This window comes from Streptomyces sp. NPDC054841, assembly GCF_053611045.1.
In genome coordinates this window covers 1-14,525 of record NZ_JBSGZO010000205.1, presented here as the reverse complement: position 1 = coordinate 14,525, position 14,525 = coordinate 1, and the positions used below count along the sequence as shown (strand labels likewise).

The window sequence follows — 14,525 nt, the reverse complement described above, 5'->3', positions numbered from 1 at the left end:
TCCCCCAGCTACCGCTGGGAGGTGCCCCCACCGCCTTGCGATCGCACGCACCAGACGCCGCGGGCCCCGCCCTCCGGGCGGACGGCGCTACTTTCCCAACACGTCCCAGGGGCGAAGCCCCCCGGAGACCTGGACCGCCCTAGAGGTATTGCTTGAGCTCGCGCCGCGCCAGTGACCGCTGGTGCACCTCGTCCGGGCCGTCCGCCAGCTTCAGTGTCCGCGCCGCCGCCCACAGCTCGGCCAGCGGGAAGTCCTGGCTGACCCCGCCGGCGCCGTGCACCTGGACCGCCTTGTCGAGAATGTCGACGACCGCACGCGGAGTGGCGATCTTGATGGCCTGGATCTCCGTGTGCGCGCCGCGGTTGCCGACCGTGTCCATCAGCCACGCGGTCTTCAGCACCAGCAGCCGCAGCTGCTCGACCGTCACCCGGGCGTCCGCGATCCAGTTCTGCACCACACCCTGCTGGGCGATCGGCTTGCCGAAGGCGGTACGGGACACGGCCCGGCGGCACATCAGCTCGATCGCCCGCTCGGCCATGCCGATCAGCCGCATGCAGTGGTGGATACGGCCGGGGCCGAGCCGCGCCTGGGCGATCGCGAAGCCGCCGCCCTCCTCGCCGATCAGATTCGACGCCGGCACGCGGACGTTGTCGAAGACGACCTCGGCGTGGCCGCCGTGGGAGTGGTCCTCGTAGCCGTACACCTGCATGGCGCGCCGGACCTCGACGCCGGGCGTGTCACGCGGGACGAGGATCATCGACTGCTGGCGGCGGATGTCGTCGCCTTCGGGGTCGGTCTTGCCCATCACGATGAAGATCTTGCAGTTCGGGTTCATCGCGCCGGAGATGTACCACTTACGGCCGTTGATGACGTACTCGGCCGTCCCGTCGGAGGCTCGCTCGATCCGAGTCTCGATGTTCGTCGCGTCGGACGAGGCCACCTCGGGCTCGGTCATCGCGAAGGCCGAGCGGATGTCGGCGGCCAGCAGGGGCTCCAGCCACTGCTTCTTCTGCTCGTCGGACCCGAACATGGCCAGCACCTCCATGTTCCCGGTGTCCGGGGCCGCGCAGTTCAGCGCGGTGGGTGCCAAGTGGGGGCTGCGGCCCGTGATTTCGGCGAGCGGCGCGTACTGGAGATTGGTCAGCCCGCCCCCGTACTCCTCGTCCGGGAGGAAGAGGTTCCACAGACCCTGCTTACGGGCCTCGGCCTTGAGCTCATCCATGATCGCCGGGGTGTCCCACGGCGAGGCCAGCTTCGCGCGCTGCTCGTGCTCGACCGCCTCGGCCGGATAGACGTGCTCGTCCATGAAGGCGAGCAGCTTGGCCCGCAGTTCCTCGGTGCGCGCGTCGAATGCGAAGTCCATGGGGGTGATCAGCCTTCCTGGAGGGTGGTGAGGCCGTGCTCGATGAAGACGGGGACGAGATCGCCGATGCGGTCGAAGCCGGCGCCGACGGTCTGGCCGAGGGTGTAGCGGTAGTGGATGCCCTCCAGGATCACGGCGAGCTTGAACCATGCGAACGCCGTGTACCAGGAGATGGCGGACGTGTCGCGGCCGGAGCGGGCGGCGTAGCGCTCGATCAGCTCGGCGGGATCGGGGTGGCCGGCAGCTCCGGCCGTGGTGCTGACGGGGGAGTCCGGCAGCTCCAGCTTCTGGCTGTACATCACCAGCAGCCCGAGGTCGGTGAGCGGATCGCCGAGCGTGGACATCTCCCAGTCGAGGATCGCCTTGATCCGGTCGTCGTCGCCGATCAGGACGTTGTCGAGGCGGTAGTCGCCGTGGATGACGGTGGGCGCGGGCGAGGTGGGCAGGGCGCGGCCGAGGGCGGCGTGCAGCTCGTCGATCCCCGCGAGCTCGCGGTTGCGGGAGGCGTCGAGCTGCTTGCCCCAGCGGCGCAGCTGCCGGTCGAGGAAGCCCTCCGGGCGGCCGAAGTCGCCCAGGCCCACCGATTCGGGGTCCACGGCATGCAGCTCGACGAGCGTGTCGACGAGGCCGAGGAGGGCGTTGCGGGTGCGCTCCGGGCCGAGCGGCGCGAGCTGCTCGGCCGTGCGGTACGGCGTGCCCTCGACGAACTCCATGACGTAGAAGGGCGCGCCGAGTACGGACTCGTCCTCGCACAGCAGCACCGGTTCGGGCACCGGCACGGCCGTCGGGTGCAGGGCGCTGATCACCCGGTGCTCACGCTTCATGTCGTGGGCGGTGGCCAGCACGTGGCCGAGCGGGGGCCGGCGGACCACCCACCGGCCGGCGCCGTCGGTGACGGTGTACGTGAGGTTGGACCGGCCGCCCTGGATCAGCCGGGCGCTGAGCGGTCCGTTCGCCAGGCCCGGTCGCTCGCGGTCGAGGAAGCCGCGCAGCTGCTCGGGGTCGAGGCCTGGCGGGTGGACTGAGCTCATCGGGGGCACCTCCGGTGGGGCGGCGATTCGGTTCGCACTCATGATGACCGACCAGTCGGTATGTCGTCCAGGGTCCGTCCGGAAAGACCGGCTCCACCCCTGGTCTCCTGATCGTATTTCTGAATAGGGTTCATGTATGGATACCGCGCTGCTCATCGACACGGTCCGCCTCACTCCGATCCTCATGGCCGATCCGCCGCTGCTCAACACCCAGGGCGTCCACCAGCCGTACACCCCACGCCTCATCGTGGAGGTCGTCACGCGAGGTGGAGTGACGGGAGTGGGCGAGACGTACGGCGACGGCAAATACCTCGAACTGGCCGGGCCCCTCGCCGAGGCACTCCCCGGCCGTTCGGTCACCGATCTGAACGGCCTCTTCGGCCTCGCCGACCAGGTGTGCGGCGATTCGCGGGCCGCCGACGAGCGTGTCGACGCCGGCGGACTGCGGGGCGTCCAGACCGCGGACAAGCTCCGGCTCTCGGTCGTCTCCGGCTTCGAGGTCGCCTGCCTGGACGCCCTGGGCAAGACGCTCGGACTGCCCGTGCACGCCCTGCTCGGCGGCAAGGTCCGCGACTCCGTCGAGTACAGCGCGTATCTCTTCTACCGCTGGGACGCCCACCCGGACGGCGGCGAGCAGGACGACTGGAGCGCCGCCCTCGACCCCGCGGGGATCGTCGCCCAGGCGCTGCGCCTGGAGCGCGACCACGGCTTCAGCTCGTTCAAGCTCAAGGGCGGTGTCTTCGAGCCGGACCAGGAGATCGCCGCGATCCGGGCACTCTCCGAAGCGTTCCCCGGCCGGCCGCTGCGCCTCGACCCCAACGGCGCCTGGTCCGTGGAGACTTCGCTGTACGTCGCCGAACGGCTGAAGGACGTCCTCGAATATCTGGAGGACCCGGCGAGCGGCACCGACCGGATGGCCGAGATCGCCGCGGGTACCGACGTACCGCTGGCGACCAACATGTGCGTGACGACCTTCCCCGAGATCGCCGACGCCTTCGCACGTGACGCGGTACAGATCGTGCTCAGCGACCACCACTACTGGGGCGGCCTGCACAAGACCCGCGAACTGGCCGCCATCTGCCGGACGTTCGGCGTCGGACTCTCGATGCACTCCAACATGCATCTGGGGGTCAGTCTCGCGGCCATGACCCATGTCGCCGCGACCGTCCCGAACCTCGACCACGCCTGCGACAGCCACTACCCCTGGCAGACCGAGGACGTCATCACCACCCGCCACGTCTTCCGCGGCGGGCGGCTGACCGTCTCCGACGCACCGGGCCTCGGCGTCGAACTCGACCGCGAGAAGCTGGCGGCGTTGCACCGGCGCTGGCTGGAGGACGACGGCACGATGCGCGAGCGCGACGACGCGGCGGCGATGCGCAAGGCGGACCCCCGGTGGCGCACCCCGGTGATGCCGCGCTGGTGACCGGTGACCGGGGGCCTTGGCAGGCCTTGGCCCCGGGCCCCGGTTCGCGCCCTGCGGGTGGGGCTTCGGAGCGTGCCGGTTCCCCCGTCCGGCGGGCCGGCGTGTCCGTCCTCGACGTCCCCCGGGGCTTCGCCCGGGGGTGCCCCGACGGGCTCGGAACGAGCCCCGCCGGGGGTCCCCCACGCCCACAGGGGGCAGGGGGACCGAGGCGCGGGGGCTCGGGGACGGAGCCCCGAAAGGGTCAGGCGTGGCACGCCACCGGTACACCCCCGTTCATCACCGCCATGTCCCCGAAGACGGCGACGGGGTCGAGCGGCGAGCCGGCGGGCTGCCCCTCCAGTTCGGCGTACGCCCGGTGCAGATTGGCCACCAGCCGCTCGCTCTCGCGCAGCTCGGCGAACTCCCCGAGGTCGGCGTCGCGTGCCGTCTCCAGAGGGGTGAGGCCCTTGGCGTGCCCGGTCTCGGCGAGTGCGGCGACGTATCGCAGATACCGTTCCGTCGCGTCGTACGCCGACGGGTCGGTGACCGGGCCGTGCCCCGGGACGACGGTCCCGGCGTCCAGCGAGCGCAGCAGTTCCAGGGCCTGCAGCGAGCCGCTGAGCGAGCCCATGGGGATGAACGGCGTACCGCCCTGGAAGACCAGGTCGCCCGTGAAGACGATCCCGTGCTCGGGGAGGTGGACGATCGTGTCGCCCGTGGTGTGCGCCACCCCCGGGTGGATCAGCCGCACCTCGGTCCCGCCGGCCCGGAGCGTCAGCCGCTCGCTGTACGTCACGTCCGGCGCGGTGATCGTGATGTCGCCGAAGTCGGTCTGCGGCCAGATGAGGTGGAGCTGATGCCCGGCGGCGAGGGCCTCCGAGCGGCAGGACTCATGGCCCACGACGGTGGCGTCCGGCGTGAACACGCAGTTGCCGTATGTGTGGTCGCCGTGGTGGTGGGTGTTGACGAGCGTGCGCGGCAGCGGGGCTCCGGTCGCCAGGAGCGCCTCGCGCAGCAGCAGCGCGCGCCGCTCGGTGGCGGCGGTGTCGACGAGGAGCGTGGACTCACCGTCGCTGATGATTCCCGCGTTGTTCAGACACCAGCCGCCGTCGGGCTGGACGTACGCCTGCACCGACGGCGCGAGCTGGACGGTGTACGGATCGGTGGCAGGCACCGCGGCTCCTGGAGATCGTGGCCAACTGACGAGGACAGCCTGCCAGTTGGCCTCAGCCGGGCGGAACGGGGGGTCAGTGGTCGTCCCAGTGCCCGTTGTGGGCGGCATGGCGGTGCCCGTCGTGGACGTAGTCGACATGGTCGCCGTGGGCGACCGCGGTGTGCCCGCAGCCCTCGCCGTGCTGGTGAGCGTGGTCGCTGTGCATGACATGGCCGCCCGGCTCGCATTCGTCCCAGTGGCCCTGGTGCGAGCGGTGCAGATGTCCGTCGTGTGCGTAGTCGATGTGGTCGCCGTGCACGATCTCGGTGTGCCCGCAGCCCGGCTGGTGGGCGTGCTCGTGCGTGGGGTGCTCCTGGTGGAGGACGGTCATGTGGTTCACCTTCGCGGTGGATCGGGATCTCCTGGTTTCGCCCAGGTTAGTACGTAATATCCGTTTATTCGGTGTACCGGCGGTGTGCCGCGGCACGATCCGGACGACACGCCCAGGTGACCCCCGGGACGGCCTTCAGCTTGCGCAAGCCCCGGGCGGGTCGGAGGGTCGGAGCATGAAGGCGATCAGCTACCGCCGCTACGGCGGTCCCGAGGTCCTGGAGTACGGCGAGCTCCCGGAGCCGAAGGTCGGGCCCGACTCCGTCCTGGTCAAGGTGCGGGCGGCGGCCGTCAACCCGGTCGACTGGAAACTCCGCGAGGGCTACCTGGATGCGGTGCTCGACGCCGTCTTTCCGGTGATCCCGGGCTGGGACGTCTCCGGGGTCGTCGTCCAGCCGGGTGCCTCCGTGCCCGAGTTCGCCGTCGGCGACGAGGTGATGGGCTATGTCCGTGAGGACTTCCTGTCCCGGGGGACCTTCGCCGAGTACGTCGCCGCCCCCGTCCGCACCCTCGCCCGCAAACCCCGCAATCTGAGCTTCGAGGAAGCGGCGGGGATGCCGCTGGCCGGGCTCACCGCCTACCAGGTGCTCACGCAGGCCCTGGGGGTGCGACAGGGCGACACGCTCCTCGTGCACGCCGCGGCCGGCGGGGTCGGGTCGATGGCCGTGCAGCTCGCCCGCCACTTCGGCGCCCGGGTGATCGGCACCGCGAGCGAGCCGTCCCACGAGCACGTGCGCGATCTGGGCGCGGAGCCGGTGACGTACGGCGAAGGGCTCACCGAGCGGGTACGGGCCCTCGCGCCCGAAGGGGTCGACGCGGTCTTCGACACCATCGGCGGCGAGACCCTGACCGTCTCCGCGGAGCTGCTCGCCAAGGGCGGCCGGCTGGCCTCCATCAGCGACGCGGCGGTGACCACGCTCGGCGGACGCTATGTCTTCGTACGGCCCAACACCGCGGACCTGTACCGGCTGAGCGAACTCGCCGAGGAGGAGGTCATCTCGGTCCATGTGGCCCGCAGCTTCCCGCTGGAGAAGGCCGCCGACGCCCACCGGCTCAGCCAGGAGGGCCACGCCCGCGGAAAGATCGTCGTCACCGTCGACTGGGAGGGCTGACCGCCCTCGCCCGTCCGGTCACCTCACCCGTCCGGTCACCTCACCCGGCCGGATCACCTCACCCGGCCGGATCACCTCGCGATGCGGTCCCCGCACGGTCACCACACAATCGTGACGGCGAACGCGGCGAGCGCGAGCGTGCACAGGGTGGCTGCCAGAGCCTGACCGAGGGGCATCGCGCCCGGCGGCCGCCCCGCTGCCATCACCCCGATGCGCCGGTGCGCCACGGACAGGAACGCCAGCCACACCAGCGCGCTCAGCGCGAAGGCGACGACATCGCCTCCCGAGATCTCGTCGTGCCGGACGACCTGCCGCGCCGCGAGCACCGCGACGACCGTGAAGGACAGCGTCGTACGCCGCCACGCCAGCCGGGTCCGCTCCGGCTGCAGCCCCGGATCGCGGGCGCCGCCGCTCACCCACGGCCCCAGGAGACGACCACCACCATCGCGACCGACACTGCGCCCACGACCAGCGCCAGCAGCGTCGGGAAGCGCGACACGGGCAGATCCTCGCCGCGCCGCATCGCCCGCTCGCAGCGCACCCAGTGATTGACCGACCGCAGCGCGCACAGCACGCCCGTACCGATCAACGCGAGCGAAAGACCCACGCGGACACCCCAGCGCAGATCGGGCAGGAACTGGTCGACGGCGAAGCCCCCGGCGATCAGCGCGAGCGCGGTACGCAGCCAGGCGAGGAAGGTGCGCTCATTGGCGAGCGAGAAGCGGTAGTCGGGGGTCTCGCCCTCGTCCTGGAGCCGCCGGGGCGCGAACCACAGCCGCAGACTCTGTACGAATTCGCTCACGCGTCGCACCCTACCCGCGGCATTGTCAGTGCCCCGGACCGGCACTTCCGGCACTGGCCACCCGAGGTGCGCGCCCGCGCCGTCACCGGCCGGGCTCAGCCCGCCGAGGCCCGATGGTCGCGCAGACGTTCGTACGCGGCGAGGCCGTCCGGGACCCACTCCCACTCGCCCAGCCGTGACTCCAGCTCCGCCACCGGCAGGAAGGCGTGCCAGGCGACCTCCTCGGCCTGCGGGTTCACCGGCAGCTCGCACCGGACCTCGTACACGGCCGACCACCAGGTCTGCCAGATCTGTCCCGGATCCGTCGCCGGGGCGTCGTAGAGGAACTTGAAGAGCGGGACGGGCCGGGGGAGCCCGAAGACGCCGAGTTCCTCCTCGGCCTCGCGCAGCGCCGCCTCGTCGTACGTTTCGCCCGCGCCGACGACACCGCCGACGAACATGTCGTACAGGGAGGGGAAGACGAGCTTCGTCGGGGTGCGGCGATGGACGAAGATCCGGCCCTCCGCGTCCCGGGCCTGGATGAACACGCAGCGGTGGCGCAGACCCCGCGCGTACGCCTCGCCGCGCGGGGCCTGCCCGATGACCTCGTCGTTCTCGTCGACGATGTCGAGGATCTCGTCGGAGGGACTGGAAGCGGCACTCATGCCCTCATCCAATCAGGCCGACCCCCTCCTCCAACTCATCGCGTCAGGCCGGCCGACCGGACCGGACTCACTGCCCCATGACGTACTTCACCGTCGGGCCCGTGGTCCAGCCGCCGTCCACCGCCAACTCGGCGCCCGTCACGTACGAGGCCGCGTCGGAGAGCAGGAAGACCACCGCGCCCGCGATCTCGTGCGGCTCGCCGACCCGCCCCATCGGCGTGTTGGGGTACATGCCCTCGCCCGTCCGGATGCCGACGGAGGCGGTCATCGGCGTGTAGGTCATGCCCGGGTGCACCGAGTTGACGCGGATCCGCGCCGTCCCGAGCTCCACCGCGCCGATCTTCGTCAGCCCCCGCACACCCCACTTCGACGCGCCGTAGCCGGCGGTCAGGGCCAGGCCCATCAGCCCGGCGGCCGACGAGATGTTGACGATCGAGCCCGCGCCCCGCTCCTTCATGGCCGGGATGACCGTCTTCATCCCGATGAACACGCCCGTGAGGTTGATGTCGAGGACCCTGCGGAAGTGCTCGACGCTCTCCGCCTCGATGAACTGACCGGCGGCTATCCCGGCGTTGTTGACCAGCCCGTCGATCCCGCCGAACTCCGCCACCGCGTACTGCGCGACCCGCTGCCAGTCCTCCTGCGAGGTCACGTCGTGGCGCAGGAACCGGGCATGCCCGCCCAGCTCCGCGGCGACGTCCTCGCCCTCGTCGTCCAGGACGTCGGTGAGGACGACCGACGCGCCGGCCGCGACGGCGTGCCGGGCGGCCTCGGCACCCAGTCCGCGTGCGCCGCCCGTGATGACGATGGTCTTTCCGCCGAGATCGGTCATGTGGTGTCCCCTCATGTGGTGGTGAACCGGGCGGCGGGTAAGGGTGCCCGCAGCAGTGCGGTGGTGGTCTCGACGAGGTCGGCGAGGAACAACTCCTCGCCGGTGAGCGGGGCGATGCCGTCGAGGTACAGGCGCGCCCGGTCGGCGAGTGCCGCGCCGATCAGGGTGAGCGCGAGGTCCAGGCGTTCCAGCAGGACCGGCTCGGGGAGCCCGGCCGGGGTCAGACAGGCCTCGACGCGTTCGATGAGCCGCCAGTAAGCGGTGCCGTCGAGCGTGGGGTGCGGAGTGCGGGTGCGTACGCCGCTCTCATGGCTCAGCTGGGCCGAGATCCGCAGACAGCGCAGCCCCCGCTCGGAGTGCAGCTCGGTCGCCTCCGCCATGACCAGGACGGCCACCAGCTCGCGGAGATCGTCCGGAGCCCCGTCGAGCAGCGGCGCCAGCACCTGTTCCGTACGGGCCTGGCGGCCGGCCATCACCGCCTCCACGAGTCCGGTGCGCGAGCCGAAGTGGTACTGCACGGCCGACGGATTGCTCTGGCCCGCGAGCCGCACGATGTCGCGGATCTGCGCTCCGTCGACGCCCTGCGCCGCGAAGATCTCCTCGGCCGCGCGGATGAGCTTCTCCCGGGTCCCGGGTCCCGATGTCCTCGCCATACCGCGACTGTGATGCTGGACATTATTAAAAGCGAGAGCCGTCTCGCGCGGGTTGAAACTGTTGACGAGTTACTGCCGCGTACAGAAGATCGGAGCCACTGAACCCAGCTACCGAACCCAGCTACCGAACCCAGTCGTGGAAATCGGCTACTGAGCCCAGCCGCTGAACCCAGCCACTGAACCGAGCCGCTAACCGGGCCGCGCCACCGGGCGCCCGCTCCGAGAGGGACACCACCCATGGCGTACGACGCTGATGTCATCGTGATCGGGGCAGGCCTCGCGGGCCTCGTGGCCACCGCAGAGCTCGTCGACGCCGGACGGAAGGTCATCCTGCTCGACCAGGAGCCCGAGCAGTCGATCGGCGGACAGGCCCACTGGTCGTTCGGGGGACTCTTCTTCGTCGACTCGCCCGAGCAGCGCCGGATGCGCATCAAGGACAGCCACGACCTGGCGCTCCAGGACTGGCTCGGTACGGCCGGCTTCGACCGCGAGGAGGACCACTGGCCGCGCCGCTGGGCCGAGGCGTACGTCGACTTCGCCGCCGGTGAGAAGCGGTCCTGGCTGCACGCGCAGGGAGTCAGGTTCTTCCCGGTCGTCGGCTGGGCCGAGCGCGGCGGCTACGACGCGAACGGCCACGGCAACTCCGTGCCGCGCTTCCACATCACCTGGGGGACCGGCCCCGGCATCGTCGCGCCGTTCGAGCGGCGGGTCAGGGAGGGCGTCGCCCGCGGGCTCGTCGAGCTCCGCTTCCGCCACCGGGTGACCGGACTCGGCCGGACCGACGGGACCGTGGACACCGTGACGGGGGAGGTCCTGGAGCCGTCCGGCGTCGAGCGCGGAAAGGCGAGCAGCCGCGAAGTCACCGGGTCCTTCGAACTGCGCGCCCAGGCCGTGATCGTCACCTCCGGCGGCATCGGCGGCAACCACGACCTCGTACGCGCCCAGTGGCCCGAACGCCTCGGCACCCCGCCCGAGAAGATGCTCTCCGGCGTACCGGCCCATGTCGACGGGCTGATGCTCGGCATCGCGGAAGCGGCCGGCGCGCATCACATCAACCGCGATCGTATGTGGCACTACACCGAGGGCATCGAGAACTGGAACCCGATCTGGGCCCGGCACGGCATCCGGATCCTGCCCGGGCCCTCCTCGCTCTGGCTGGACGCCCGCGGACGGCGGCTGCCCGTACCGCTCTTCCCCGGCTTCGACACGCTCGGGACGCTGGAGCACATCATGAGGTCCGGTTACGACTACACGTGGTTCGTCCTCGACCAGCGCATCATCGGCAAGGAGTTCGCGCTCTCCGGTTCCGAGCAGAACCCCGACCTGACGGGCAAGTCGGTCCGCGACGTCATCGCGCGGGCCCGCCTGGACGTGCCGGGCCCGGTGAAGGCGTTCATGGACAACGGCGTGGACTTCGTCGTCGAGAAGGACCTGGGCGCGCTGGTGCGCGGCATGAACGCCCTCACCAAGGAGCCGCTCATCGACGAGGACGGGCTGCGCCGCGAAATCACCGCGCGCGACCGGGAGATCGTCAACCCCTTCACCAAGGACCTCCAGGTGACGGCGATCCGAGGGGCCCGCAAGTACCTCGGCGACAAACTCATCCGCACGGTCTCCCCGCACCGCATCCTCGACCCCGGGGCGGGTCCGCTCATCGCCGTACGGCTCAACATCCTGACCCGGAAGTCGCTGGGCGGCCTGCAGACGGACCTCTCGTCGCGGGTGCTCACGGCGGGCGGCGAGCCGTTGCCCGGGATGTACGCGGCGGGCGAGGCGGCCGGTTTCGGCGGCGGCGGGGTCCACGGCTACCGATCCCTCGAAGGCACCTTCCTCGGCGGCTGCATCTTCTCGGGCCGCGCGGCGGGGAGGGCGGCGGCGAAGGCGGTGTCCTGACGGAGGACACCGCCTGCCTCGCCCGCCGCGCACCGTGCCGCCGCGACGGGCGAGAAGCGCCTACGCGTCGTCCGGGCAGCGCCTACGCGTCGTCCGAGCAGTGCCTACGCGTCGTGCGAGCGCCGCACCACCCGGAAGCGTTCTGCCACCAGCATCGTCGAGTCGTCCACCGTGAACTCGGGGTCGCCCAGCGCCTCGCGCATCTCCTCACCGTGCCAGTAACGTTCGTGCGCCGCGCGCCATTCGGCCACCGTCCGGTGGCCCTCGCCCTCGTCGAGCGCGTGACGGAGGTCCACCTCGCCCAGCGGCAGGACCCGGACCTCGGTCACCTCGATCACCGCGACCTCGCGGCCCGCGGAGTCGATGAGGGCCGACCGTTCGCCGGGCTCCGGCAGCTCCTCCCGCTCCGCCTCGTACTCGGCCAGCAGCCCGGTCGTCGAGACCTTCTCACCGGAGAGGACCGCGCCGACCAGATTGTCCCGTAGCGGCCCGGGGAAGGCCAGCAGATACGGCTTGAGGGGTTCGTCGTCGATCATGGCAACAGGATAGGAGCCGAAGCCGAAGCCGGAGCCGGAGCCGAAGCCGAAGCGGGAATCCCGGGCCGCCGCGGAAGCCGCGCCGGAACCAACCGCACCGCCCGCTCCGGGAGTTGATTCAGCCACCGTCCACCCCTCGAACCTCAGCCACCCCCACAGAACCGCCCTTGACGCGGAGCCTTCCCTACCGCTTTGCTGTGCGCGATCGTTCGCTCACATCCTGCTGTGAAGGAAGCCGCGGATGCCCCCACCTCCGCCGCTCGGTCGCTCCCGACGTCGGGCAGCACGCACCGGGCATGCCTTCGACCCCGCACTCGACGACACCGAACTTGTCGCCGTGCGCGGCCAGTTGGCGCAGGGACGGTGGAGCGCGGTGCGCTCCCTGCTCGCCGGGACCGGCGACGACTGGGACCGCAGGGGCCACCGTCTCGTCGTGCTCGGCACACCGCCGTCGAGCGCCGCCTGGGCGCGTGACTGGCTGCTCGCCGAGCCCGCCAGCGCCGACGCCGCCGCGCTCCTCGCCTGCGCCGCCGTCTTCGGTGCACTGCGCGGCAAGGAGCCTGCGGAGCGGGCCCGTACCGCCTGCCGCGCCGCCGCCGAGCTCGCCCCGCACGACCCCACCCCCTGGCTCGCCCTGCTGCTCCTCGCCCGCACCCTCGGCACCGAGGAAGAGGTCGCCAGTCTCTTCGACGAAGTGCGCGCCCGGCACCCCGAGAACCACCACGCCCACCATCTGATGACCGCCAGACTCGCCGAACGGCACCCCGGCGCCGGCCGGGACCCGCTGCACGAGGTCTACGACTTCGCGGCCTGGGCCGCGGAACAGGCCCCCGCCGACTCCCCGCTCGCCGTCCTGCCCGTCGTCGCGCACGCCGAGCGCTACCGCGTGCTCGCCTCGGCCGGCAGCGAACCGGCCGACCCCCTGCGCTCCGGCCACTGGACCGGCCGCCGCGCCCGCCAGGTGATGAAGGCCGCCTTCGACTGGTGGCTGGAATGGGAGCGCGACGACCACCCGCGCAACCGCCTCGACCTCAACTTCCTCGCCCACGCCAAGGTCTGCGAGGGCCGCTCCGGCGAGGCCGCCGCGCTCTTCCACCGCATCGGCCCGCACGCCACCCCCGACCCCTGGTCGTATCCGGACCGGGACCCGCACCGCGCCTTCCAGGCCGCGCGCAACGCCGCGCTCGGCACCGTATGAACGACCACCATCGCCGAAGGGACCATCCCGCCATGCCGCCGGCTGCCAGATCGAGCGACGCGACCAGCACCAGCACCAGCGCCACCAGCACGAGCGAGATCAACACCTACAAAGGACAGGAGCGCGCCCTTCGGGCCGACCGCCTCGGCACCGCGGGCCTGCTGCTCTCCGTGCTCGCCGCCAGCGCCCCGCTGATGGTCGTCGCCGGGGTCATGCCCACCGTGTTCGGTGTGATGGGCATCGTCGGCCAGCCCCTCCTGTACGTCATCCTCGGAGTCGTCCTGATGCTGTTCAGCGTCGGCTACGCCGAGATGAGCCGGCACGTCCACAACGCCGGCGCCTTCTACGCGTACATAGCCCGCGGCCTCGGCCCCACCGCGGGCGCCGGCGCCTCGCTCGTCGCCCTCGTCGCCTACAGCGCCATGCAGGTCGGCATCTACGGCATCCTCGGCTTCGAGGTCTCCGGGCTCCTCGCCACCCATCTCGACGTGAACGTCGCCTGGTGGGTCCCCGCCCTCGTCGCCGCCGCGGTCGTCGCCGTACTGGGCTGGCTGAAGATAGACCTCAACGCCAAGGTGCTCGGCGTGCTCCTCGTCATCGAGTGCTCGCTCGTCGTCATCTTCGACATCGCAGCCGTCGCCGAACCGGGCAGCGAAGGCCTGTCGCTGAGCGCCTTCAACCCGGACACCCTCACCGGCGCCGGCCTCGGCACCGCCCTCTGCTTCTGCATCGCCGCGTTCGTCGGCTTCGAGCAGTCCCCCGTGTACGCGGAGGAGACCAGCCGCCCGCAGGTCGTCGTCTCACGCGTGATGTTCCTCGCCGTCGGGTACGCCGCGCTGTTCCTCGCGCTCAGCGCCTGGGCCCTCACCGTGGCCACCGGACCCGGAGCCATCACGGGCGAGGCCGGCAAGCAGGGACCCGGGCTGCTCTTCTCGCTCACCGAGACCCGGCTCGGCGGCACCTTCACCGACGTCCTGCACGTCCTCTTCGTCACCGGCATGTTCGCGGCCCTGCTCAGCTTCCACAACGTCGTCGCGCGCTACGCCTTCGCCATGGGCCGTGAGGGGCTGCTCCCGGCCGCCTTCGGCCGTACGAACCAGGCCAGCGGTGCCCCCGCCACCGGTTCCGTGCTCCAGTCCGCCGTCTCCGTCCTGGTCATCGCGGCCTTCGCGGTCACCGACGACCTGCCCGTGGGCGACCCCACCACGCCCGTGCTGCGCCTGTTCACGTGGATGGGCAACGTCGGAGCGCTCGGCGTCATCCTGCTGATGGCCGCCGCCTCGTTCGCGGTGATCGCCTTCTTCGTACGGCGCGGCGCCGCCGGACCGCAGGCCTGGCGGCTCATCGCCTCCGGGCTCGCGGGCCTCGCCCTCGTCGCGATCGCCGTCTACACGGTCAAGGACTTCGAGGCCCTGATCGGCGCCGGACCCGGTTCCTCCCTCAACTGGATCCTGCCGGGCGTCATCGGCGTCGCGCTGGTCGGCGGGCTGCTCTACGGCGCGGTCCTGCGGTC

Annotated in this window: 15 protein-coding genes; 5 read left to right on the top strand and 10 right to left on the bottom strand. The window is 71.3% G+C overall.

Going from position 1 to position 14,525, the window contains the following annotated elements; genetic code table 11:
- Positions 1–139: 139 nt before the first annotated feature.
- Together ACWGI8_RS24985 and ACWGI8_RS24980 are read right to left on the bottom strand one after the other, a co-directional pair.
- Positions 140–1,363, bottom strand: coding sequence for an acyl-CoA dehydrogenase family protein (locus ACWGI8_RS24985; protein ID WP_453664109.1), 1,224 nt, complete (start codon positions 1,361–1,363; stop codon positions 140–142).
- Positions 1,364–1,371: 8 nt separating this feature from the next.
- Positions 1,372–2,394: a phosphotransferase family protein gene (locus ACWGI8_RS24980; RefSeq protein ID WP_453664107.1), complete on the bottom strand. Its 1,023-nt coding sequence runs from the start codon at positions 2,392–2,394 to the stop codon at positions 1,372–1,374.
- Positions 2,395–2,530: 136 nt separating this feature from the next.
- Here ACWGI8_RS24980 and ACWGI8_RS24975 point away from each other — a divergent pair, with 136 nt between their 5' ends.
- Positions 2,531–3,820, top strand: a complete 1,290-nt coding sequence (locus ACWGI8_RS24975) for a glucarate dehydratase family protein (protein WP_453664106.1) — start codon at positions 2,531–2,533, stop codon at positions 3,818–3,820.
- Between the two features lie 241 nt (positions 3,821–4,061).
- Here ACWGI8_RS24975 and ACWGI8_RS24970 read toward each other — a convergent pair whose 3' ends face one another.
- Both ACWGI8_RS24970 and ACWGI8_RS24965 read right to left on the bottom strand, forming a co-directional pair.
- Complete coding sequence (locus ACWGI8_RS24970) at positions 4,062–4,973, bottom strand: MBL fold metallo-hydrolase (RefSeq protein ID WP_453664105.1); 912 nt, start codon at positions 4,971–4,973, stop codon at positions 4,062–4,064.
- Positions 4,974–5,046: 73 nt separating this feature from the next.
- Positions 5,047–5,343 carry a hypothetical protein gene (locus tag ACWGI8_RS24965; RefSeq protein WP_453664103.1) on the bottom strand — a complete coding sequence of 99 codons (297 nt, stop codon included), beginning with the start codon at positions 5,341–5,343 and terminating at the stop codon, positions 5,047–5,049.
- 175 nt (positions 5,344–5,518) lie between these two features.
- Here ACWGI8_RS24965 and ACWGI8_RS24960 point away from each other — a divergent pair, with 175 nt between their 5' ends.
- A complete protein-coding gene (locus ACWGI8_RS24960) occupies positions 5,519–6,454 on the top strand; it encodes an NADP-dependent oxidoreductase (RefSeq protein WP_453664101.1) in 936 nt (311 codons plus the stop codon).
- Between the two features lie 98 nt (positions 6,455–6,552).
- Here ACWGI8_RS24960 and ACWGI8_RS24955 read toward each other — a convergent pair whose 3' ends face one another.
- From ACWGI8_RS24955 to ACWGI8_RS24935, 5 genes are all read right to left on the bottom strand, one after another.
- Complete coding sequence (locus ACWGI8_RS24955; protein ID WP_453664100.1) at positions 6,553–6,870, bottom strand: DUF202 domain-containing protein; 318 nt, start codon at positions 6,868–6,870, stop codon at positions 6,553–6,555.
- Positions 6,867–7,256 (bottom strand): YidH family protein, encoded by a 390-nt coding sequence (locus ACWGI8_RS24950; RefSeq protein WP_453664098.1) that lies wholly within the window; start codon positions 7,254–7,256, stop codon positions 6,867–6,869. The genes ACWGI8_RS24955 and ACWGI8_RS24950 overlap by 4 nt, the downstream gene beginning before the upstream one ends.
- 95 nt (positions 7,257–7,351) lie before the next feature.
- Positions 7,352–7,900, bottom strand: coding sequence for an NUDIX domain-containing protein (locus ACWGI8_RS24945; RefSeq protein WP_453664096.1), 549 nt, complete (start codon positions 7,898–7,900; stop codon positions 7,352–7,354).
- A gap of 67 nt (positions 7,901–7,967) precedes the next feature.
- Positions 7,968–8,732, bottom strand: a complete 765-nt coding sequence (locus tag ACWGI8_RS24940) for a glucose 1-dehydrogenase (protein WP_453664094.1) — start codon at positions 8,730–8,732, stop codon at positions 7,968–7,970.
- An 11-nt stretch (positions 8,733–8,743) separates the two neighbouring features.
- On the bottom strand, positions 8,744–9,385 hold the full coding sequence (locus ACWGI8_RS24935; protein WP_453664092.1) for a TetR family transcriptional regulator: 642 nt from the start codon (positions 9,383–9,385) through the stop codon (positions 8,744–8,746).
- Between the two features lie 237 nt (positions 9,386–9,622).
- Between ACWGI8_RS24935 and ACWGI8_RS24930 the strand changes: the two genes are divergently transcribed.
- Positions 9,623–11,278, top strand: coding sequence for an FAD-binding dehydrogenase (locus ACWGI8_RS24930; RefSeq protein ID WP_453664091.1), 1,656 nt, complete (start codon positions 9,623–9,625; stop codon positions 11,276–11,278).
- A gap of 104 nt (positions 11,279–11,382) precedes the next feature.
- Here ACWGI8_RS24930 and ACWGI8_RS24925 read toward each other — a convergent pair whose 3' ends face one another.
- Positions 11,383–11,814 (bottom strand): ASCH domain-containing protein, encoded by a 432-nt coding sequence (locus tag ACWGI8_RS24925; RefSeq protein WP_453664111.1) that lies wholly within the window; start codon positions 11,812–11,814, stop codon positions 11,383–11,385.
- A 241-nt stretch (positions 11,815–12,055) separates the two neighbouring features.
- On the opposite strand from ACWGI8_RS24925, the gene ACWGI8_RS24920 reads away from it, so the two are divergent.
- Positions 12,056–13,012, top strand: a complete 957-nt coding sequence (locus ACWGI8_RS24920) for a hypothetical protein (protein ID WP_453664089.1) — start codon at positions 12,056–12,058, stop codon at positions 13,010–13,012.
- A gap of 32 nt (positions 13,013–13,044) precedes the next feature.
- Positions 13,045–14,525, top strand: a 1,481-nt coding sequence (locus ACWGI8_RS24915) for an APC family permease (RefSeq protein WP_453664087.1), incomplete at its 3' end; no start/stop codon positions are given.

What these genes read in the sequence shown, in the direction of transcription:
- ACWGI8_RS24985 (WP_453664109.1), bottom strand. Translation starts at nt 1,363, where the DNA reads ATGGACTTCGCATTCGACGCGCGCACCGAGGAACTGCGGGCCAAGCTG.
- ACWGI8_RS24980 (WP_453664107.1), bottom strand. Translation starts at nt 2,394, where the DNA reads ATGAGCTCAGTCCACCCGCCAGGCCTCGACCCCGAGCAGCTGCGCGGC.
- ACWGI8_RS24975 (WP_453664106.1), top strand. Translation starts at nt 2,531, where the DNA reads ATGGATACCGCGCTGCTCATCGACACGGTCCGCCTCACTCCGATCCTC.
- ACWGI8_RS24965 (WP_453664103.1), bottom strand. Translation starts at nt 5,343, where the DNA reads ATGACCGTCCTCCACCAGGAGCACCCCACGCACGAGCACGCCCACCAG.
- ACWGI8_RS24960 (WP_453664101.1), top strand. Translation starts at nt 5,519, where the DNA reads ATGAAGGCGATCAGCTACCGCCGCTACGGCGGTCCCGAGGTCCTGGAG.
- ACWGI8_RS24945 (WP_453664096.1), bottom strand. Translation starts at nt 7,900, where the DNA reads ATGAGTGCCGCTTCCAGTCCCTCCGACGAGATCCTCGACATCGTCGAC.
- ACWGI8_RS24940 (WP_453664094.1), bottom strand. Translation starts at nt 8,732, where the DNA reads ATGACCGATCTCGGCGGAAAGACCATCGTCATCACGGGCGGCGCACGC.
- ACWGI8_RS24935 (WP_453664092.1), bottom strand. Translation starts at nt 9,385, where the DNA reads ATGGCGAGGACATCGGGACCCGGGACCCGGGAGAAGCTCATCCGCGCG.
- ACWGI8_RS24930 (WP_453664091.1), top strand. Translation starts at nt 9,623, where the DNA reads ATGGCGTACGACGCTGATGTCATCGTGATCGGGGCAGGCCTCGCGGGC.
- ACWGI8_RS24925 (WP_453664111.1), bottom strand. Translation starts at nt 11,814, where the DNA reads ATGATCGACGACGAACCCCTCAAGCCGTATCTGCTGGCCTTCCCCGGG.
- ACWGI8_RS24920 (WP_453664089.1), top strand. Translation starts at nt 12,056, where the DNA reads ATGCCCCCACCTCCGCCGCTCGGTCGCTCCCGACGTCGGGCAGCACGC.